A 19285-nucleotide genomic window follows, 5' to 3' on the forward strand; every position below is an offset into this window, starting at 1 on the left:
CCCGGCCGGGCGTGGCCCACGGCCTGCCCCCTCGCGCCGGATGTCCCGGGAAACCGGTGACGCAACTCACGTGGGACGCGAGTGCACGTTCCGGCCGCCACGCTCGTCTTGAGGAGTGTCAGGGGCCCTGGTGTCGGGGAGACGCACAGGACCCGAAGCCCGCGTGAGAGGAGCCGGTCTTGTCCGCCGTCATCGAACAGGCCGTTCAAGCCCGTCTGGTCGCATCCGCTCCCCGGATGGAGACCGTCCCCGCCACCCTCCGGTACGACCGCGGGGACCCGTACGCGGTGAGCATGGCCTTCCCGCCGCCGGCGACCCTGGAGGGCGTCGAGGTCTCCTGGGCCTTCGCGCGCGAGCTGCTCGTCCAGGGCGTCGAGCGCCCCGCCGGCGTCGGGGACGTACGCCTGCGTCCGTACGGCTACGACCGCACGGTGGTCGAGTTCCACTCGCCGGAGGGGGTGGCCATGGTCCACGTACGCACCTCCGAGCTGCGCCTCTTCCTGGAGCGCTCGCAGGACCTGGTGCCGGCGGGCCGCGAACACCAGTACCTGGACTGGGATCAGGACCTGGCGGAGCTGCTCCGCGAGCGCCCGTAGGGCGACGGGACTCCCGCGTAATTCGTTTGCCTGCCTCCCGGAGCGGGTCGTACGGTCTGTACTGACCTTGTCGTCACCCGATCGGAGAAGGACGTTGCTCGTCTGAGGTTGCGAGACACCGCGCCGCGCGTGCCCCCTGTGCCGCGTGTGCCGTTCTCGACCTCGGCGTACGAGCCGTTCTCCACACTGCCCGCGCCCCGGTGTCTCTCGCGTTGCCCCATTTCCACGCTCGCGCGACCGGGAGGCCTCCATGGCGCATCACCCCACCTTCATCACCTGTTCCTCTCTCTCCTTCTCCTGGCCGGACGGCACCGAGGTCCTCGACGACTTCCGGCTCTCGGTCGGCCCCGGCCGCACCGGGCTCGTCGGTCTCAACGGCTCCGGCAAGTCCACGCTCCTGAAACTGATCGCAGGTGAGCTGACGCCCGCGTCCGGCACCGTCCGGGTCACCGGGGAGCTCGGATACCTCCCGCAGAACCTGGTCCTGGACACCGCACGCCGGGTGGACGAGATCCTCGGCATCGCCGGCAAGCGGGCCGCCCTGCACGCCATCGAGGGCGGCGACCCCTCGGAGGAGCACTTCACCGCCCTCGGTGACGACTGGGACGTGGAGGAGCGGGCCCGGGCCGTCCTCGACCAGCTCGGGCTCGACCACGTCGGCCTGGACCGGACCGTCGGCGAGATCTCGGGCGGCGAGTCCGTCCTGCTGCGCCTCGCCGCGCTGCTGCTCGCCCGGCCCGACGTGCTGCTGCTCGACGAACCCACCAACAACCTCGACCTGCACGCCCGCGCCCGTCTCTACGAGGCGGTCGAGAAGTGGTCCGGGGTCCTGGTCGTGGTCAGCCACGACCGTGAACTCCTGGAGCGGGTCGACCAGATCGCCGACCTGCGCGACGGCGAGGTCGCCTGGTACGGCGGCAACTGGTCCGCGTACGAGACCGCGCTCGCCGCCGAACAGGAGGCGGCGGAGCGGATGGTGCGCGTCGCCGAGGCCGACGTACAGCGCCAGAAGCGCGAACTAGCCGATACGCAGGTCAAGTTGGCACGCCGCAAGCGGTACGGACAGAAGAGCTTCGAGAACAAGGTCGCGTCCAAGATCGTGGCGAACGGCCGGAAGCGCGACGCGCAGGTCACGGCCGGCAAACAGCGCACACTGCACTCCGAGCGTCTCTCGGAGGCGCGGGAGCGGCTCGACGCGGCGGTGGAGGCGGTACGGGACGACGACGAGATCCGCGTCGAACTGCCGCGCACCTCGGTGCCGCCGGGCCGCGAGGTCCTGCACCTGCGGGACCTGGAGCTGCGCTACGGGGCCCGGGTCGGCGGCGCGTTCGAGCTGCGCGGCCCGGAGCGGATCGCCCTGGTCGGCCGGAACGGCGCCGGGAAGACGACGCTGCTCCGGACGATCGCCGGGGAGTTGGAGCCACTGTCGGGCGAGACGGACGCGCGGGTGCCGCTGCGCTTCCTGCCGCAGCGGCTCGACGTGCTCGACGACGGGCTGAGCGTGGTGGAGAACGTGGCCCGCTTCGCGCCCACGGCGACGGCGAACGCGATCAGGGCGCGCCTCGCCCGGTTCCTGTTCCGGGGGGCGCGGGCGGATCAGCCCGTCGGCACCTTGTCCGGTGGAGAGCGGTTCCGGGCGACGCTCGCCGCGCTGCTCCTCGCGGAGCCGGCGCCGCAGCTGCTGATGTTGGACGAGCCGACGAACAACCTGGACATGGCGTCGGTGCGGAAGCTGACCGCGGCCCTCGACGCCTACGAGGGGGCGCTGATCGTGGCGAGCCACGACGTGGCGTTCCTGGAGTCGCTGGGTATCACCCGCTGGCTGCTGCTCGACGGGGAGCTGCGGCCGACGACGGCGGAGGAGGTCAGGGACACGGCCCCGACCCCCCGCCGGAGGCCCGACGCCGGAGCGGACGCGGAAACCGAGACGGAAGGGGCCGTAGCGGCGGAGTAGGGCCCGGGACTCGGTTCCCGCGCCGTGCGCGGACGGGGGGCGAGTCGCCGTCCCCTGTCGGCGGGACCTGGGGCGAGTCCCCGGGCCCCGCCGTGCGCGCCACCCGCTCAGCGCCGGGCGTCTGCGCTGTGTAGTCGGCCGGGGAAACCGCCGACCGCGGGGCGGGACGTGACCTGCGTCTCTGGCACCCTGCCCGAGCAGGACGCATAACGGAACGTAACCGGACATCGCCGGGAGGGGCTTGGCCGACGCCTTACGGAGGCTTAACCTACGGTTTCGTAACCTACGAATCCGTAGGTATTCCCGTATGCCCTTCCCCCCGTCCCCCAGGAGTCCCCGTGACGCTTACCTCTCCCCATCTCGGCAGTTCGGCAGAGTGGACCGACGCACGGCTCCTCTACGCGCTCGAAGAGGTCGTGGAGAAGGAGCTCAACCGGCACCTGAAGGTCACCAAGGACTGGATGCCGCACGAGTACGTGCCGTGGTCCGACGCGCGCAACTTCCCCGGCTTCTTCGAGGACGGCGAGGCCTGGGACCCGTCCCAGTCCAAGGTCACCGACATCGGCAAGATCGCCCTCGTCGTCAACCTGCTCACCGAGGACAACCTTCCGAGCTACCACCACGAGATCGCCAGCCTCTTCGGCCGCGACGGCGCCTGGGGCACCTGGGTGCACCGCTGGACCGCCGAGGAGGGCCGCCACGGCATCGTGATGCGCGACTACCTCCTCGCCTCCCGCGCCGTCGACCCGGACAAGCTGGAGCAGTTCCGGATGGCGCACATGAGCGAGGGCTTCGAGTCCGACAACCGGCACTCGATGCTCCACTCCGTCGCGTACGTGGCCTTCCAGGAGCTCGCCACCCGCATCTCCCACCGGAACACCGGCCACCAGTCCGGCGACCCGGTCTGCGACCGGATGCTCAGCCGCATCGCGCTCGACGAGAACCTGCACATGGTCTTCTACCGCAACCTGCTCGGCGCGGCCTTCGAGCTCGCCCCCGACCTGACCATGCAGGCCGTGCGGGACGTCGTGGTCAACTTCCGGATGCCCGGACACGGCATGCCGGGCTTCGAGCGGGCGGCCGCGCAGATGGCGATCGGCGAGATCTACAACATGCGCATCCACCACGACGACGTCCTCCAGCCCGTCCTGCGCTTCCTCAAGGTCCTCCAGATCGAGGGCCTCGGCCCGGACGGCCTGCGCGCCCAGGAGGAGCTGGGGCTCTACATGAACGGTCTGGACAGCGAGGCGAGCAAGTTCGACGAGAAGCTCGCGGCCCGCAAGGCCCGGATGGCCGCACGCGCGGCCGGCTGAGCCCGCCACCCTCCCCGGGGGCGGCTCAGCGGCTCTGCCGCTTGAGCCGCCCCCGCTCCTTCTCGGAGAGCCCGCCCCACACCCCGAACCGCTCGTCGTGGGTCAGCGCGTACTCCAGGCACGCCAGGCGCCCCTCGCACGCCCCGCACAGCTGCTTGGCCTCGCGCGTCGACGAGCCGGGGGCGGGGAAGAAGAACTCCGGGCCGGCCTGGGCACACAGGGCGTTCTCGCGCCAGGAGAGGTCGGGGGCGGTCAGCACGTCGGTATCCGTCTGCATGACCGCCAGACTGCCCCGGTGCCGTAAACACGCCATCAACGTTCGATCAATGGCGGACACGAGAGGCCGGGACGACTGTTTCGGCCACCCGGTGCGCCCCTTCCCGGTGCCCTCGGCCGCTCCACGGCCCGAGCGATGAACAGCGTGTTTCCGTCCTCGCCCCAAGCCTGATTCGGCTCCCGCCATGTGGCAGCGTGGGAGCTCGATCACCCACGGGGAGCGAACCCTATGACGACCGAGGCCGGCATCGTCCGACCCCCGGCGGGCGCCCAGGCGGTCCGCCGCGCACTGGACGTGCTGCACTGTTTCCACGACAACGGGCCCGACCTGAGCGCCTCCGACCTGGCGCGCCGGCTCGGGCTCTCCACCTCGACGGCGCACCGGCTGGCCCGCACCCTGCTCGGCGCGGGCTTCCTGGAGCAGGACGCCCGGACCGCGCGCTACCGGCTCGGTCCGGCGATGACCGAGCTGGGCCGGCTGTCGTACCACCAGCGGGGACTGCACCTGGCCGCCCCCGAGCTCTCCGATCTGGCCGAACGGACGGGTACCGCAGCCGACTTGGCGCTGCGCAGCGGCCCGCACGCGGTGATCGTGGCGGGTGGTTCGGTGACCCCGAACGTGGGTTTGCGCCGACCGCTGCACGCGACGGCGCCGGGGAGGGTGCTGCTCGCCTGGCCCCGGGCGGGCGGGGGCGGGCCGCGCGCGCTGCCGCCGCTGTACGCGCTCACGGAGCGGACTCTCGCCGACCCCCCTCCCTGTCCGACGAGTTGGCACGCGTACGGAAGTCGGGGTACGCCCTCGATACCGGCGAGTCGGCCCACGGTGTCCGGACGCTGGCCGTACCGGTCCTGGAGCGCACGGGGCACGCGCGGTTCGCGCTCGCGGTCGGCGCGACGCCCGAACTGCTCACCGACGCGCGGCTGGACTGGTTCCTGGCGCAGGCGCGGGCCTGCGCGCGGGCCCTGGAGGTGCTGCTGCTCGCCCCGGCGGAGCGGCGAGAGCCGGGCGAGCGGGCCTGGGCCGGGTAGGGCGCCGCCCCCGCCGAGATATCCGCACGGTCGTGCGTTCAGTACGATGGCGTTATGAGCGGCAGCACCGGAAACGGCACCGGGACGAAGACGGACGGACGCGTGGAGCGGGGCAACCAGACCCGGCGCCTCGTCCTCGGCCGGACGATGGACATCGCCTCGGTCGAGGGGCTCGAGGGCCTGTCCCTGGGACGGATCGCGACCGAGCTGGAGCTGAGCAAGAGCGGCGTCTTCGCCCTGTTCGGCTCCAAGGAGGAGCTCCAGCTCGCCACCGTCAGGGCCGCCGTCGCGGTCTTCGCCGACCGGGTCGTCACCCCGCTCGAGGAGCGGCCGCCGGGCGTGGGGCGGGTGCGTGAGCTGTGCCGGAACTGGCTCGCGTACTCCTCGGAGCGGGTCTTCGCGGGCGGCTGCTTCTTCTACGCGGTCTCGGCCGAGTTCGACGCCCGTACGGGCCCGGTCCACGACGCCGTCGCGCAGACGCGCCACGCCTGGAGCGCGTACGTGGAGGGGGCCCTGACGGAGGCGCGCGCCGTCGGGGAGGTGGCGGAGGACGTGGACGTGGAGCAGCTGGCCTTCGAGGTGATCGCCCTCATGGAGGCGGCCAACGCCCGGTCGGTGCTGTTCGGCGATCCCGGTGTGTACGCCCGCGCCGAGCGGGGCATCACGGCCCGCCTGCTCTCCTCGGCCACGGACAAGGGCCGGGCGGCGCTCGCCGACCCTGCCTGAGCTGGGCCGACCCGACCCGACCCGACCACCGACGCGGCCCGACCTGACCCCTGAACGGGCCCGGCCTGACCGGGCCCCCGACCCGCCCCGGCCCCGCGTGCCCCGGCCCGGCCGCGGTCGCGTGAGCGCGGCGGCGTTCACGGCGCCGTCGAGCCGGCACCCTCGCGCGTACGGGCCTCCCGCTCCGTGGCGGTCGCGAACTCCACCGCTTCCGTCACGACGCCGGGATCCGTGAGGATCCGGCGGTGGCCGAGGCCCCGGGTGACGACGAGCCGTGCCTTGTCGCCGTGCGCCCGGACGAGGAACCGCGCCTGGACCAGGGGCACCATGTCGTCGCCCTCGTCGTGGAACAGCAGGACGGGCGCCCCGAGTTCGTCCGGCGCGTGGTCGGCGCCGAAGCGGCCCCAGACACCCGGCTCACCGGGGACGAGACGCCGCTCGACGTACGCGCGCATGGACCGCACCACCCTCTCGTCCAGGCCGAGCCCGGCCCGGAAGCCCTCCAGGAGCATGTCGAAGGAGCCGACGCCGCCGAGGCCCACGAAGCGGGCCGTGCGGACGCCGTCACGCAGGGCGAACAGGGCGGCGAGGACGCCGAAGGAGTGGGCCACGACGGCCTCGAAGTCACCGTGCCGACTGTGCAACTCCCGTATGATCTCCCGGTATTCGACGATGTTGCTCGCCCGTCCGGAGGAGTCGCCGTGACCGGGGGCGTCGAAGGCGACCGGGCTGTACCCGCGCGCGAGGAGCTCCTCGGCGAAGACGCCGAGCCGGGAGGCGCGGGAGGACCAGCCGTGCACGAGCAGGACGGGCCGTCGGCCGTCGCCCCAGGTGTACGTCACCACCTCCTCGCCCCGGACGTGGAGGGTCCCGGTGCGGGCGGCCGCGAGGAGCGCCTGTTCCCCGGGTCTCACCTTCGCCCGGCCGAGGGGACGGACGAAGAGGTGGAAGGCCCAGCGGCCGGCCGGGCCGGGGGCGACTCGTGCGGTGGCGTTCAGGGCGGTGCGGATGAGCGGAGCCATCGGGTACATGCCGGATCTCCTCGGTCGTCCTCGGTATGCGAAAATACTAGCACGACCGTTCGTGTTGTTTTAGAGTGAACAGGGAGGGCCGGTGGCACCGCCCGGAAGCGCCCCGGCCCTAACCCCTCACGTCCCGGCGGGAGGCTCCTTCTTCGCCCGGCTCGGCTGCACCCGCTTCGGCTCCCCCGGCATCTTCGGGTACTCCGGCGGGTACGGCAGGTCGCCCAGACCGTGTTCCGCCTCGTCCCGCCGGGCCAGTTCGAGCAGTGACTCCAGGCTGAACCGCTCGTCGTCCATGTCCGCGTGGACGTCACCGACCTCCGCGTACCGGACCGGCATCGTCTTGATGTCGAAGTCCCGCGGCACGGCGTCGTCGACCTCGTCCCACCGCAGCGGCGCCGAGACGGGCGCGTGCGGGCGGGGGCGTACGGAGTAGGCGGAGGCGATCGTGCGGTCCCGGGCCGTCTGGTTGTAGTCGACGAAGATCCGCTTCCCGCGCTCCTCCTTCCACCACTTGATGGTGACCCGCTCCGGCATGCGCCGCTCCAGCTCCCGCCCGCAGGCGATCGCCGCCCGCCTGACCTGGGTGAACGTCCATTCGGGGAGGATCGGTACGAAGACGTGGAGGCCCCGGCCGCCCGAGGTCTTCGGCCAGCCGCGCAGCCCGTGCTCGTCGAGGACCGCGCGCAGCTCGTGGGCGGCGCGGACGGCGTCGGCGTAGTCCGTGCCGGGCTGGGGGTCGAGGTCGAGGCGCAGCTCGTCGGGATGGTCGGTGTCGTCCCGGCGTACCGGCCAGGGATGGAAGGTGACGGCGCCGAGGTTGGCCGCCCAGAGCACGGCGGCCGGCTCGGTGGGGCACATCTCGTCGGCGGAGCGGCCGCTGGGGAAGGTGATGTGGGCCGTCGGGATCCAGTCGGGCAGGTACTTCGGGGCGCGCTTCTGGAAGAAGGACTCGCCGGTCACCCCGTCGGGGTAGCGCTCCAGGGTGGTGGGGCGGTCCCGCAGGGCGCGGGTCACCCCGTCGCCCACGGCCAGGTAGTACTGGACCAGGTCCATCTTGGTGTACCCGGGTTCGGGGAAGTACACCTTGTCGGGGTTGGAGACCCGTACCGTCCGGTCGCCGACTTCCAGTTCCACCGCTGCCGCCTTGCCTGCCATGCCGGTCAGCCTAGGGCTCGCCGACAACTCCCGCATACCGGACAATCGCCGCATGGACCTTCCGGTGATGCCGCCCGTGAAACCGATGCTCGCCAAGGCGGTGAAGCGGATCCCGCCCGGGATGCATTACGAGGCCAAGTGGGACGGCTTCCGCGCGATCGTGCACCGGGACGGGCCGGAGCTCGTCATCGGCAGCCGTACGGGCAAGCCGCTCACCCGCTACTTCCCCGAGCTGGTCGAGGCGCTCGCGGCCCGGCTGCCGGAGCGCTGCGTGGTGGACGGGGAGATCGTCATCGAGCACGACGGACGGCTCGACTTCGACCGGCTCTCCGAGCGGATCCACCCGGCCGACTCGCGTGTCCGGATGCTCGCGGAGACCACCCCGGCCCGGTTCATCGCCTTCGACCTGCTCGCCCTCGGGGACGAATCGCTGCTGGACACCCCGCTGAGCGAGCGCCGGCCGGTCCTCGAGCGGGTTCTCGACGGGGTCGACGCCCCGGTCCACCTGGCACCGTCGACCCGGGACCCCGAGCTGGCGGCGCGCTGGTTCGAGCAGTACGAGGGGGCCGGTCTCGACGGGGTGATCGCCAAGCCGCTCGACCTGCCGTACCGGCCGGACGCCCGCCTCATGTACAAGATCAAGCACGAGCGGACGGCCGATGTCGTCGTGGCCGGCTACCGCTTCCACAAGAGCGGGCCGGTGGTCGGTTCGCTGCTGCTCGGCCTGTACGACGACCGGGGCGCCCTCCAGCACGTCGGCGTGTGCGCCGCCTTCACCGCCCTCCGCCGCGCCGAGCTGGTCGCGGAGCTGGAGCCGCTCCGGATGGACCCGCCGGACGGGCACCCGTGGGCGGCGTGGACGGACGAGGCCGCGCACGAGGGGGCGAGGCTGCCGGGGGCGCCGAGCCGCTGGTCGGGGAAGAAGGACCTGTCGTGGGTGGCGCTGCGGCCGGAGCGGGTCTGCGAGGTCGGCTACGACCACATGGAGGGGGACCGCTTCCGCCACACCGCTCAGTTCAAGCGGTGGCGCCCGGACCGGACGCCGGAGTCCTGCGGCTACGGCCAGCTGGACGAGCCCGTCTCGTACGACCTGTCCGAGATCCTCACGTAGCGCTGTCTTACGGATCTTCAAGTCGCCGGAACGCAACGTGAGATGCCACACATTCCACGACCGGACGACCCCCCTCCAACACCTCCGCCCGGCAGCGTGTTCGACGAACCTCCGGGCGACACGGGCGGGCCGTGCGCCCTGCCGCGGCGGCCGCCCACCCCCGTACCTGCGGGAACGCGTCCGGCCACGGCCCGCGCCGTCGCCCGGTCCGCTCCCCCGGAGCCCCCGCGCCCCTCCGGTGGAGCACCCGGCCGTTGCCCGCCCGCGACATCGCCGTGCCGGAACCCTTACGGCGATCCGGTACGTATGGAGGGGAGACACTTCCGTCCCCTCCCCGGACCGACTAGGACTGACCCGTGATCACCTCGCCCTCGCGCCTCGTTCCCGTACCGATCCCCGACAGCGTGGCCGCGATGATCGGCGCCTGCATGCCGTTGCACGTCCTCCAGGCCGAGGTCGACGCGGACTGCGCGGCGCGCGAGGTGTACCGCTTCCGCGGACCGCTCTGCGCGGAGGACCGGGCGGACCGCGAGCACGCGCTCGCCGCTCTCGCGCGGGCCAACAAGATCCTCGCCAAGCACCACCCCCGACTGCCCGTCACCCCCTGACGGGGCAGGGCCTGTCTCCGTGTCAGGCCCCGCGGGCCCGCACGATCCGGTGCACAGGCCGTCCACCTGTCCGGCCGTCCCCCGCATGCGTGAGGGCGGGGGCGGTGTGACGCTGCGAGAGTGACCACCACCAGCGACGCAGCGCCCGCGCCCCCGGCCGCCACCGAGCCACCCGTGCTCGACAGCCGCCGCCGCAACATCGTCTTCGGCACGATCATGCTGGGTGTCCTTCTCGCCGCCCTCGACCAGACGATCGTCGGCACCGCCCTGCCCACGATCGTCTCGGACCTCGGCGGCGCCGCCCACATGTCGTGGGTGGTCACCTCGTATCTGCTCGCCGAGACGGTCGCGACCGTCCTCGTCGGCAAGTTCGGCGATCTCTTCGGCCGCAAGGTGATCTTTCAGATCTCCGCGGTCGTCTTCATCACCGGCTCGTTCCTCTGCGGACTCGCCACCAACATGACGCTGCTGATCGTCTGGCGCGGCCTCCAGGGCATCGGCGCCGGCGGTCTGATGGTCACCTCGATGGCGCTCATCGCCGATGTGATCCCGCTGCGCGACCGCGGCAAGTACCAGGGGGCGATCGGGGCCGTGTTCGGTGTCTCGACCGTGATCGGGCCGCTCCTCGGCGGTCTGTTCACCGACCACCTCACCTGGCGCTGGGCCTTCTACGTCAACGTTCCCATCGCGATCGTGGTCGTCCTCGCCGCCGCCCGCACGATCCCGTCCGTACGCTCCGTGAGCCGGCCCGTCATCGACTACGCCGGTATCGCGCTCGTCACGGCCGGAGCCAGCGCCCTGATCCTGGCGACCAGTTGGGGCGGCAACGAGTACGCCTGGACGTCGGGCGTCATCCTCGGGCTCTTCGCGGGCGGTCTCGTCGCCCTGGCCCTGTTCTGCTGGACCGAGACCCGCGCGGCCGAACCCATGCTGCCCATGCGGCTGTTCGGGAACCCCGTTTTCACCGTCTGCTCCGTGCTCAGCTTCGTCGTCGGCTTCGCCATGCTCGGCGCGATGACCTTCCTGCCGACCTACCTGCAGTACGTCGACGGGGAGTCCGCGACCATGTCCGGCATCCGCACCCTCCCCATGGTCGTCGGCCTGCTCATCGCCTCCGTCTTCAGCGGCAACGTCGTCAGCAAGACCGGCCACTACCGGATCTTCCCGATCTCCGGCTGTCTGGTGATGGGCGTCGGCCTCTTCCTGCTCTCCCTCATGGGGCCGGACACCGGCACCTGGCCGGAGTCGCTGTACATGTTCGTCCTCGGCGTCGGCATCGGCCTGTGCATGCAGGTCCTGACCATCGCCGTGCAGAACACCGTCGACTACGCCGATCTCGGCACCGCCACCTCAGGCGTCACCTTCTTCCGCACCCTCGGCAGTTCCTTCGGAACGGCCGTCTTCGGCACGATCTACGCCAACTCCCTCAGGCCCAACCTCACCGCGGGCGTCGGCGAGGCCACGGCCGTCGCCGGGAGCCTGGGCGTGGATCCGGCAGGGATCGGGCAGGCCGCACAGAGCCCGGCCGGGCTCCACGGGCTGCCCCCGCGGGTCGCCGAGCCGATCGTCCAGGCGTACGCGGACACCCTGCACACCGTCTTCCTCTGGACGGTGCCCGTCGCCGCCGTCGGCTTCCTGGTGGCCCTCTCCCTCAAGCAGGTGACGCTCCGCGACTCGGCGCGCGCCGCCGCCCCCGACATGGGCGAGGGCTTCGGCTCGCCCACCATGTCCGGCGACTCGGAGAAGCTCCTCGAACTCGTCGTCGGCCGGATCCTGCGCCGCACCGACCTGGACACGATCCGGCGGATCGTCGCCGCCTCCGACACCCGGCTCGACACGGCGGGTGCCTGGGCGGTGATGCAGGTCGAGCTCTTCACACGGACGGTGGGGCACGCGAGCCTCGGCCTGATCGCGGCCCGGCGGCGGGTGCCGCCCGAGGTGCTCCTGCCGGTCTTCGACCGCATGGTCGACGAGGGCTTCCTGACGCGCGACGGCAACCTGCTCTCCCACACGCCGGCCGGCAAGCGCGAGGCGGACGTCATCACGCACGCCTGGGGCGACTGGCTCTCCGACGTCATCGCGCAGGAGCGCGGCCGGCCCAGCGGGCCCGAGCTGCGGGTGGCGACGGACGCCATCGCCAAGAAGATCGTCGCCGAGGACCTCGCGAGCGGGCTCCCGAGGGAACGGGTGACGGCGGGCGCGGGAGCGCGCTGAGCCTTCGCCCTACTCGACGAAGTCGCCGTCCACGTACACCCAGGCCCCCTCGTGGCGGGCGAAGCGGCTCCGCTCGTGCAGGGATCCCTGCTCGCCGCCGTGGACATAGCGGGCCGTGAAGGTGACGGTGCCGTGCTGGTGGAAGGCGGTGCCCTCGCCGGTCTCCTCGATCTCCAGGCCCTCCCAGCGCATCCCCGGGTCGAAGTCGACCTCGCCGGGCCGTGTCTCCGGCGCCCAGGTGCGCAGCAGATAGGCCTCGTCGCGGACGACGAAGGCGCTGTAGCGGGAGCGCATCAGGAGTTCGGCGGTGGGCGCCGTACCGCCCGCGCCGGAATGGAAGCGGCCGCAGCACGCGCCGTACGCGGCGTCGAGTCCGCAGGGGCAGGGCGAGGCCGCGGTGACGGCGGGCGCGGCGGGCCTGGATGTGCGGGGGCGGGTCTTGCGTCGGGACATGGCGTCATTGTCTCCCACCCGGAAGGCGGCGGGCATGGCGTCACCGGCCCCCGCCCACGCATCGGGAACCTGTCCCCACTCCTCGTACGGGGCGGGCGCCCGGCATGTGGACGCCCCCGTGGACGGCGGTCCGGAATCCCGCTGCTCAGGAGGCTCGTCCGAGTAGCGTACGAGCATGAAACTGACGATTCTCGGAGGCGGCGGATTCCGGGTGCCGCTGGTGTACGGGGCCCTCCTCGGCGACCACGCCGAGGGGCGGGTCACGCACGTCACCCTGTACGACCTCGACGCGGGGCGGCTCTCGGCCATCGCACGGGTCCTCGCGGACCAGGCGGAGGGGGTGCCGGACGCACCGGCCGTGACGGCGACGACGGATCTGGACGAGGCGCTGCGCGGGGCGGACTTCGTGTTCTCCGCAATCCGGGTCGGCGGGCTGGAGGGCCGGGCGGCCGACGAGCGGATCGCGCTCGCCGAGGGCGTACTCGGTCAGGAGACGGTGGGCGCGGGCGGCATCGCGTACGGGCTGCGGACCGTGCCCGTGGCGGTACGCATCGCCCGCAGGACCGCCGAACTCGCCCCCGACGCCTGGGTCATCAACTTCACCAACCCGGCCGGTCTGGTCACGGAGGCGATGTCCCGGATCCTCGGCGACCGGGTCGTCGGCATCTGCGACTCCCCCGTGGGTCTCGGCCGCCGGGTCGCCCGGGTCCTGGGCGCGAACCCGGACGAGGCGTGGATCGACTACGTGGGCCTCAACCACCTCGGCTGGCTACGGGGGTTGCGGGTCGGCGGCCGGGACGAGCTGCCGCGGCTGCTCGCCGACGAGGAGGCGCTCGGTTCCTTCGAGGAGGGCCGGCTCTTCGGCCCGGAGTGGCTGCGCTCGCTCGGCGCGATCCCCAACGAGTACCTGCACTACTACTACTTCAACCGGGAGGCGGTGCACGCCTACCGGACGGCCGAGCGGACGCGCGGGGCGTATCTGCGCGACCAGCAGGGGGCGTTCTACGAGGAGATGGGCAAACCCGACACGCCGGCCCTGGCCGCCTGGCACCGTACGCTCGCCGACCGCGAGGCCACGTACATGGCCGCCAACCGGGAGGCTGCCGGGATCGGGGACCGCGACGAGGAGGACCTGGAGTCGGGCGGCTACGAGAAGGTGGCGCTCGCGCTCATGCGGGCGATCGCCCGGGACGAGCGGACCACGCTGATCCTCAACGTGCGCAACCGCTCGACGCTCGACGTGCTCGACGCGGACGCGGTGATCGAGGTGCCGTGCTTCGTGGACGCGAACGGCGCCCATCCGGTGTCGGTGGCGCCGCTGCCGTACCACGCCGTCGGTCTGGTGACCGCCGTGAAGGCGGTGGAGCGCGAGGTCCTCGCGGCGGTGGAGAGCGGCTCTCGGGCGACGGCCGTCAAGGCCTTCGCGCTGCATCCGCTGGTGGACTCGGTGGCGGTGGCCCGCCGCCTGGTGGAGGGGTACGCGGCGGAACACCCGGGGCTCGCCTGGCTGCGCGGCTGAGCGGGCCGAGCGGCCGGCGGACGGCGGACGGCGGACGTCTTTACGGGCCATGGGCGCGGCCCAGGCTCGCGCCCCATGGCCTCACCCCCGCCCGGCGGGGGTCCGGCCGCCGTCCCCGTGCAGACCACCGGGACCGCCGACGGAGGAGGCACGCCGGGCGTGCCTCCTCCGTCGGTGATCCCCACCGGTCAGGGCTTGCGGGCCACGCCGGCCCACCCGGGGATGGGGTCGTCGCCCTGCACCGGGACGGGCTCGCCCAGTTCCGGGTGCCATTCGGCGGTGAGCGAGACCCCGGGCTCGACGAACTCGAGCCCGTCGAAGAACGCGGCCAGCTCGTCGCGCGAGCGGGGCCGCAGGGTCAGCCCGCGCGCCTTGTACATGGCGCTCGCCTTCGCCGCGCCCTCGGGGTCGAAGTCCCCGGTGACATGGGAGAGGACGAGGTAGCTGCCCGGCGCGAGCTTCTCGACGATCTTGGAGACCAGCTCGTACGCCCCGTCCTCGTCGCCCACGAAGTGCAGCAGGGCGAGCATCGACAGCGCGATGGGCTGGTCGAAGTCAAGGACCTTTCCGGCCCTTTCGAGGATGATCTCCGGCTCGCGGGCGTCCGCCTGGATGTACTCGGTGGCCCCTTCCGGGGTCGAGCGCAGCAGGGCGGCCGCGTGCGCGAGCACGATCGGGTCGTTGTCGCAGTAGACGATGCGGGAGTCCGGCGCGGCCTCCTGCGCGATCTGGTGCAGGTTGGGCTCGGTCGGGATGCCCGTGCCGACGTCCAGGTACTGCCGGACGCCGTGGGCGCTGAGCCAGCGGATGGCGCGGTGCATGAAGGCCCGGTTGACGCGGGCCATGTCCCGGCCCCGGGCGTCGACGGTGAGGAGCTGGCGCGCCATCGCCTCGTCGACCGGGTAGTTGTCCTTGCCGCCCAGGAACCAGTCGTACATACGCGCCGGATGCGGCTTGCTGGTGTCGATCCGTGCGGATGCGGGGTCCGGGGTCATCGGCTCTCTCCTGGTCGGGTTGAACGAGCGGCACTACAGCAAGAGTTACGCGATGGTAGGGGTGGGGCGGAAGAGGTCAGGTGAGCAGAAAGTCAGCCTGACCGGATTTGGCGCCCTGGATGAAAGCGGCGATCTCCCCGTGGGTGTAGATGAGCGCTGGTCCTTCAGGGTCTGCGGACTGTCGCACGGCGACTCTGCCGTCGGCCAGCTTCATGGCCTCCACGCAGTTGCCCCCGTTTCCGCCGCTCCAGGGCTTGTGCCAACCCTCGACACCGAGCTCGGCGGCGGGCATGCCGTTGTATATGCGATCCATTCACAGCTCCTTGCGGAGATCGCGGAGAATCTCCTTCGTGCGTTGTGCAGTCGCGGCCTGCGCCGCCATGCGGTCCATGACCTCCAGGTGGGATGCCACCTCGGGGCGCGCGTCGAGGTAGACGGCGCCGGTCAGGTACTCGCTGTAGACCATGTCCGGGAGTTCGGGCATGGCGAAGCGGAAGAGGACGAACGGTCCGTAGGTGCCGGGGTGGTGGCCGGACGCGAACTCCGCGATCTGCAGGGTGACGTTCGGCAGCTCGGACGCTTCGAGCAGCCGGTCGAGCTGGTCGCGCATCACTTCGGGCCCGTCACCGACCGGTCGGCGGAACACCGTCTCGTCCATGATCACCCAGAACTTCGGGGCGTCGTCCCTGGTCAACAGGGACTGGCGCTCCATCCGCAGGGCTACATGCCGTTCGGCGTCCTCGTCCTTGCCGGCATCACTGCCGACACCGACCGCCCCGCTGCGCAGAATGGCGCGGGCGTACTCCTCGGTCTGGAGCAGACCGGGGACGAACTGGGGCTCGTACGCCCGGATGAGGCTGGCCGCCCCCTCCAGGCTGACGTACATGGAGAACCAGCCGGGCAGTACGTCGTGGAACCGCTGCCACCAGCCGGGGAGGTTGGCCTCCTCCGCGAGGGCGACGAAGCCCTCCGCCTCGGAGTCCGTGATCCCGTACTCCTTCAACAGGAGCTGCACGTACGGAATCTTCAGCGCGACCTCGGCGGTCTCCATGCGCCGGACGGTGGCCGGGGCCACCCGGAGGATCTTCGCGGCCTCTTCCCGCTTCATGCCGGCCCGCTCGCGCAGGTCCTGCAGTCGCTTTCCGAGGACGACCTGTCCCACCGTCGGGGCGGACCGCGGCTCGCTCACTCTCAGACCTCCCCGACGCACTGTTTCGATGAGTGTGCCACGAAGGCGAGCCAGAGAGAACAGGGCACTCTGCAATTTTCAGAGTGCCACTTGCCAAGTGTCCGACTCAGGAGGACAGTGTTCGGGTGAACCAGTACACGCTGACGCCGTGCGCCACCGCGCCCCGGTGACAGCGCCGTACGGCAGTCCTGCCCACTGTTGTGAGGAACCGGTCGTGGCTTCTGGTAACGCGCAGCCCTCAGGTCTCATGAGTCCTCGAGCCCCCCGGGTCACGGCCCAGCGCCCACAGCAGCACACCGACCCCGTCCGCCGCTTCGCCTTCGAGCTCCCGGCCCTCACCGCCTCGGTCGCCCGCGCCCGCCGGCTCGCGGAGGAGCGGCTCATCCTCTGGGGCTGCGGCCCCGACATCCGCGACACCGTCGCCCTCGTGGTCTCCGAACTCGTCACCAACGCCGTGCTGCACACCGCGAGCGCCCGCGTCGTCTGCGAACTCCGCGAGGGCGAGGACACCTTGCGGATAGCCGTACGGGACGAGGGCGGCCCCGCCGGACCACGGATACGCGACTGCGGCGCGGAGGAACGCGGCCGCGGCCTCCTCATCGTCGACGCGCTCTGCACCGCGTGGGGCGCCGAGCGCACCGGCCACGGCACGGCCCAGGTCGTCTGGGCAGAGCTCGCCCACGGCATGGGGGAACCGTGCTGAGGACGATCCGCGCCCTCTCGCGCTCCCGCCGAGCCCTCGAGCCCACGCCCGTAGCGGCCCAGCGCCGCTTCCCGGGATCCCTCCTCGCTCCGGGCGACCGCTCGCGAGGCACATCGGTCCCCGCCCGTCCGCGCACGCTCGGCGCCACCAGACTCACTGTCCCCAGCGGACTCCACATGGGCCTCGGTTGCGACGCCGTCGGCGTCCCCGCCCGCTTCGGCTTCAAGATCCTCTCCCGCCTCCCCGCCAAGGGCTGCGTCTACGCGGACACCGACTGGTGGTGGTGGCTCGTCCCGGCCGGCTCCGACCTCGACCTGACCTGGCCGCTGCCCGCCTGCTACGCGCCCGGCGGCGAGATCCCGGACCGCCGCCCGCGCCTCATCCACCACCCGGACGGCACCTCCCCGTACACCCCGCCGATCCCCCTCTACCTGCTCGTCTGTCAGCTGACGGGAACTGCCCCGTCGTGGCCGGTGCCGCCGGTGCGAAGCACGCTCTGATCCGTACGGACCGTGACGGACAGTGACGGCCCGTGACGACGTGGTGCCGTCGGGTCCGGCGACGGCCTAGGCTCGGTGCCATGTTCACCCCGCAGGGTCCCAGCCTCCGCGAGCTGACCGTCCAGGCCCTCTCCTCGGTCGAGCACGGCTACGACCTGCTCGCGAGCAAGTTCGACGCCACCCCCTTCCGCACCTCCGACCGTCTCCTGACCGCGGTCGGCCACACCCTGGAAAGCCTCGGCCCCTTCGACTCGGGCCTCGACGTCTGCTGCGGCACCGGCGCCGGCCTCGGCGTACTCCGCTGGGTCTGCGCGGGCCGGATCGCGGGTGTCGACTTCAGTACGGGCATGCTGACCCGGGCCCGGAGCGCCCACCCGACCGCGGCCCTGGTCCGCGCCGACGCCCTGGCCCTCCCCTTCGCCCCGGTCTTCGACCTGGCGGTCAGCTTCGGCGCCTTCGGCCACTTCGTACCGGCCGCCCAGCGCACCCTCTTCGCCCAGGTCCACGCCGCCCTGCGCCCGGGCGGCACCTTCGCCTTCCCGCTCCCCGCACCACCGCCGGTCGGCTCCCGCCTCTACTGGACCCTGTGGGGCTTCGACGCGGCGATGCGCGTCAGGAACGCGGTCTGGCGGCCGCCGTTCGTCATGTACTACCGCACCTTCCGCCTCGCCGACGTCCGCAGCCGCCTGGAAGAGGCGGGCTTCGACGTCACCCTCGTCGCGGTCGAACCCCTGGGCCGCCGGGAGGACGGCAGCCCCCGGTGCAGGCTGGTGGTGGCGCGCAAGGGGGCGTAGGGAGGGGCACCGGGGGACGCGTCGGCGGGACGCGAAAGCGCGAGAACGCGAAAGTGCCGGTCGATGCGAGATCGACCGGCACTTTTCGACTGGTGTCCGAGGGGGGACTTGAACCCCCACGCCCGATAAAGGGCACTAGCACCTCAAGCTAGCGCGTCTGCCATTCCGCCACCCGGACGGGTGATCGTCGTGCGGGGTTCCCCCCGCGGCGACAGAGATAACTCTACCAGGGGTTCGAGGCGCCTTTCACCAGCGTTTCCCGTGGTCAACCGGTAGCGGGTGGGAGCCAGGCGCCCCCCGACGCCGGCTCCGTGGGAGTCACCTTGACGAACCCGACGCGGTCTAGGCCAATGATTCGGCCGGAGTCCGTCAGGTCGCTCCGTGAAGCCGGTTCGTCGGGCCGGTTCGTCGGGCCGGGAGAAGGGGGCGGTCAGCGGACCTCGGCCAGGCGGGCCGAGACCACGACGTTGCCCGCGTAGCCGTTCTCCTCGGTGAAGGGGCCGCCGCACGTGATCAGCCGCAGTTCGGGGACGCCGGAGTCGCCGTAGACCCGCTCGGCGGGGAAGCCCTCCTTGGGGACGACCTCCACCCCGTACACGGCGAAGACGGCGGTCCTGCCGTCACGGCGGGCGATCTCCACCCGATGGCCCTTGCCGAGGGCGCCGAGGTCGTAGAAGACCGCCCTGCCGCCCGGGGTGTCGACATGGCCGACGACGACGGCGGTACCGCGCTCGCCGGGGGTGACGGCGCCGGTGAACCAGCCCGCCAGCCGGTCGTTCTCGGGTGGCGGTGCCTCGATCCAGCCGTCGGCGTCGAGTCCGACCGGGGTGACGGGCGCGTCGATGCGGACGGCGGGGACGCGGACCCGGAGGGGGGGCGAGGCGGGCAGCGGAGGGGGTGCGGGGGCGCGGGCGACGAGCCCGGCCCGCGTGCCGTCGGGCGCCGCCGCGGCGAGGGGCTGCGGCGGGCCGTCGGCCGCGAACTCCCCCGTACCGCCGCGCACGAGGTGGATTCCGACGAGGAGGACGACGGCGACGGCGCCCCAGGCGCCGCGCCGTCCCGTCCCGTCCGAGCGCCCCACGTCCGCCCTCCTCCGCGTTCCGCGCGTGCTGGCGCCCCTCCGCC

General features: G+C 72.2%; 19 protein-coding genes, 1 tRNA gene and 1 pseudogene. 12 read left to right on the forward strand and 9 right to left on the reverse strand.

The genetic code is table 11. The annotated features are described in order from the left end of the window. The first annotated feature begins 179 nt into the window (after nucleotides 1-179). The 3 genes from ssgD to ACZ51I_RS09620 all read left to right on the forward strand — a co-directional run bounded on the left by ssgD (nucleotide 180) and on the right by ACZ51I_RS09620 (nucleotide 3863). The gene (gene ssgD, locus ACZ51I_RS09610) at nucleotides 180-596 is read left to right on the forward strand and encodes a spore wall synthesis regulator SsgD (protein WP_468873199.1); all 417 of its coding nucleotides are present in this window, start codon (nucleotides 180-182) and stop codon (nucleotides 594-596) included. A 250-nt stretch (nucleotides 597-846) separates the two neighbouring features. Then, complete coding sequence (locus ACZ51I_RS09615; protein ID WP_468873201.1) at nucleotides 847-2550, forward strand: ABC-F family ATP-binding cassette domain-containing protein; 1704 nt, start codon at nucleotides 847-849, stop codon at nucleotides 2548-2550. 338 nt (nucleotides 2551-2888) lie between these two features. Further along, nucleotides 2889-3863 carry an acyl-ACP desaturase gene (locus ACZ51I_RS09620; protein WP_382871857.1) on the forward strand — a complete coding sequence of 325 codons (975 nt, stop codon included), beginning with the start codon at nucleotides 2889-2891 and terminating at the stop codon, nucleotides 3861-3863. A gap of 25 nt (nucleotides 3864-3888) precedes the next feature. Here the strand turns inward: ACZ51I_RS09620 and ACZ51I_RS09625 are convergent, their stop codons facing one another. Continuing rightward, entirely contained in the window at nucleotides 3889-4140 is a 252-nt protein-coding gene (locus tag ACZ51I_RS09625) for a WhiB family transcriptional regulator (RefSeq protein ID WP_467120096.1), read from the reverse strand. A gap of 228 nt (nucleotides 4141-4368) precedes the next feature. Here ACZ51I_RS09625 and ACZ51I_RS09630 point away from each other — a divergent pair. Both ACZ51I_RS09630 and ACZ51I_RS09635 read left to right on the forward strand, forming a co-directional pair. Next, nucleotides 4369-5168 (forward strand): annotated as a pseudogene (locus ACZ51I_RS09630) (IclR family transcriptional regulator). A gap of 54 nt (nucleotides 5169-5222) precedes the next feature. After that, entirely contained in the window at nucleotides 5223-5894 is a 672-nt protein-coding gene (locus ACZ51I_RS09635) for a TetR/AcrR family transcriptional regulator (RefSeq protein WP_468873205.1), read from the forward strand. Between the two features lie 137 nt (nucleotides 5895-6031). Here the strand turns inward: ACZ51I_RS09635 and ACZ51I_RS09640 are convergent, their stop codons facing one another. Continuing rightward, nucleotides 6032-6925, reverse strand: a complete 894-nt coding sequence (locus tag ACZ51I_RS09640) for an alpha/beta fold hydrolase (protein ID WP_468873207.1) — start codon at nucleotides 6923-6925, stop codon at nucleotides 6032-6034. Between the two features lie 117 nt (nucleotides 6926-7042). Beyond that, the gene (gene ligD, locus ACZ51I_RS09645) at nucleotides 7043-8074 is read right to left on the reverse strand and encodes a non-homologous end-joining DNA ligase (protein ID WP_468873209.1); all 1032 of its coding nucleotides are present in this window, start codon (nucleotides 8072-8074) and stop codon (nucleotides 7043-7045) included. Nucleotides 8075-8126: 52 nt separating this feature from the next. On the opposite strand from ligD, the gene ACZ51I_RS09650 reads away from it, so the two are divergent. From ACZ51I_RS09650 to ACZ51I_RS09660, 3 genes are all read left to right on the forward strand, one after another. Continuing rightward, nucleotides 8127-9185, forward strand: coding sequence for an ATP-dependent DNA ligase (locus tag ACZ51I_RS09650; protein WP_468873211.1), 1059 nt, complete (start codon nucleotides 8127-8129; stop codon nucleotides 9183-9185). A gap of 413 nt (nucleotides 9186-9598) precedes the next feature. Next, complete coding sequence (locus ACZ51I_RS09655; protein ID WP_468873828.1) at nucleotides 9599-9793, forward strand: hypothetical protein; 195 nt, start codon at nucleotides 9599-9601, stop codon at nucleotides 9791-9793. A 120-nt stretch (nucleotides 9794-9913) separates the two neighbouring features. Continuing rightward, nucleotides 9914-12007 carry an MDR family MFS transporter gene (locus tag ACZ51I_RS09660; protein WP_468873214.1) on the forward strand — a complete coding sequence of 698 codons (2094 nt, stop codon included), beginning with the start codon at nucleotides 9914-9916 and terminating at the stop codon, nucleotides 12005-12007. Nucleotides 12008-12016: 9 nt separating this feature from the next. Here ACZ51I_RS09660 and ACZ51I_RS09665 read toward each other — a convergent pair whose 3' ends face one another. Continuing rightward, nucleotides 12017-12460, reverse strand: a complete 444-nt coding sequence (locus ACZ51I_RS09665) for a YchJ family protein (protein WP_468873216.1) — start codon at nucleotides 12458-12460, stop codon at nucleotides 12017-12019. Between the two features lie 175 nt (nucleotides 12461-12635). Between ACZ51I_RS09665 and ACZ51I_RS09670 the strand changes: the two genes are divergently transcribed. Continuing rightward, nucleotides 12636-13979, forward strand: a complete 1344-nt coding sequence (locus ACZ51I_RS09670; RefSeq protein WP_468873218.1) for a 6-phospho-beta-glucosidase — start codon at nucleotides 12636-12638, stop codon at nucleotides 13977-13979. Between the two features lie 188 nt (nucleotides 13980-14167). On the opposite strand, the gene ACZ51I_RS09675 is transcribed toward ACZ51I_RS09670, so the two are convergent. From ACZ51I_RS09675 to ACZ51I_RS09685, 3 genes are all read right to left on the reverse strand, one after another. Continuing rightward, nucleotides 14168-14974, reverse strand: coding sequence for an SAM-dependent methyltransferase (locus ACZ51I_RS09675; RefSeq protein WP_468873221.1), 807 nt, complete (start codon nucleotides 14972-14974; stop codon nucleotides 14168-14170). A 76-nt stretch (nucleotides 14975-15050) separates the two neighbouring features. After that, entirely contained in the window at nucleotides 15051-15287 is a 237-nt protein-coding gene (locus ACZ51I_RS09680) for a DUF397 domain-containing protein (RefSeq protein ID WP_125742105.1), read from the reverse strand. Further along, complete coding sequence (locus ACZ51I_RS09685) at nucleotides 15288-16163, reverse strand: helix-turn-helix domain-containing protein (protein WP_468873223.1); 876 nt, start codon at nucleotides 16161-16163, stop codon at nucleotides 15288-15290. A 247-nt stretch (nucleotides 16164-16410) separates the two neighbouring features. On the opposite strand from ACZ51I_RS09685, the gene ACZ51I_RS09690 reads away from it, so the two are divergent. From ACZ51I_RS09690 to ACZ51I_RS09700, 3 genes are all read left to right on the forward strand, one after another. Beyond that, on the forward strand, nucleotides 16411-16866 hold the full coding sequence (locus ACZ51I_RS09690; RefSeq protein WP_468873226.1) for an ATP-binding protein: 456 nt from the start codon (nucleotides 16411-16413) through the stop codon (nucleotides 16864-16866). Further along, nucleotides 16860-17366: a hypothetical protein gene (locus tag ACZ51I_RS09695; RefSeq protein ID WP_468873229.1), complete on the forward strand. Its 507-nt coding sequence runs from the start codon at nucleotides 16860-16862 to the stop codon at nucleotides 17364-17366. The genes ACZ51I_RS09690 and ACZ51I_RS09695 overlap by 7 nt, the downstream gene beginning before the upstream one ends. Before the next feature lie 80 nt (nucleotides 17367-17446). Beyond that, entirely contained in the window at nucleotides 17447-18160 is a 714-nt protein-coding gene (locus ACZ51I_RS09700) for a class I SAM-dependent methyltransferase (protein WP_468873231.1), read from the forward strand. Between the two features lie 90 nt (nucleotides 18161-18250). Here ACZ51I_RS09700 and ACZ51I_RS09705 read toward each other — a convergent pair. Both ACZ51I_RS09705 and ACZ51I_RS09710 read right to left on the reverse strand, forming a co-directional pair. After that, nucleotides 18251-18338 (reverse strand) — tRNA-Leu (locus ACZ51I_RS09705). A gap of 252 nt (nucleotides 18339-18590) precedes the next feature. Continuing rightward, nucleotides 18591-19241, reverse strand: coding sequence for a class F sortase (locus tag ACZ51I_RS09710; protein ID WP_468873234.1), 651 nt, complete (start codon nucleotides 19239-19241; stop codon nucleotides 18591-18593). Between the last annotated feature and the right edge of the window lie 44 nt (nucleotides 19242-19285).

The sequence above is a fragment of the Streptomyces sp. NPDC034084 genome, from assembly GCF_055575535.1.

Bases quoted from the DNA above. Each gene is read 5' to 3' on its own strand.
- ACZ51I_RS09700 (WP_468873231.1), top strand. From the start codon at position 17,447: ATGTTCACCCCGCAGGGTCCCAGCCTCCGCGAGCTGACCGTCCAGGCC.
- ACZ51I_RS09675 (WP_468873221.1), bottom strand. From the start codon at position 14,974: ATGACCCCGGACCCCGCATCCGCACGGATCGACACCAGCAAGCCGCAT.
- ACZ51I_RS09665 (WP_468873216.1), bottom strand. From the start codon at position 12,460: ATGTCCCGACGCAAGACCCGCCCCCGCACATCCAGGCCCGCCGCGCCC.
- ACZ51I_RS09655 (WP_468873828.1), top strand. From the start codon at position 9,599: ATGATCGGCGCCTGCATGCCGTTGCACGTCCTCCAGGCCGAGGTCGAC.
- ACZ51I_RS09670 (WP_468873218.1), top strand. From the start codon at position 12,636: ATGAAACTGACGATTCTCGGAGGCGGCGGATTCCGGGTGCCGCTGGTG.
- ligD (WP_468873209.1), bottom strand. From the start codon at position 8,074: ATGGCAGGCAAGGCGGCAGCGGTGGAACTGGAAGTCGGCGACCGGACG.
- ACZ51I_RS09690 (WP_468873226.1), top strand. From the start codon at position 16,411: ATGAGTCCTCGAGCCCCCCGGGTCACGGCCCAGCGCCCACAGCAGCAC.
- ACZ51I_RS09635 (WP_468873205.1), top strand. From the start codon at position 5,223: ATGAGCGGCAGCACCGGAAACGGCACCGGGACGAAGACGGACGGACGC.
- ACZ51I_RS09680 (WP_125742105.1), bottom strand. From the start codon at position 15,287: ATGGATCGCATATACAACGGCATGCCCGCCGCCGAGCTCGGTGTCGAG.
- ACZ51I_RS09615 (WP_468873201.1), top strand. From the start codon at position 847: ATGGCGCATCACCCCACCTTCATCACCTGTTCCTCTCTCTCCTTCTCC.
- ACZ51I_RS09640 (WP_468873207.1), bottom strand. From the start codon at position 6,925: ATGTACCCGATGGCTCCGCTCATCCGCACCGCCCTGAACGCCACCGCA.
- ACZ51I_RS09650 (WP_468873211.1), top strand. From the start codon at position 8,127: ATGGACCTTCCGGTGATGCCGCCCGTGAAACCGATGCTCGCCAAGGCG.
- ACZ51I_RS09625 (WP_467120096.1), bottom strand. From the start codon at position 4,140: ATGCAGACGGATACCGACGTGCTGACCGCCCCCGACCTCTCCTGGCGC.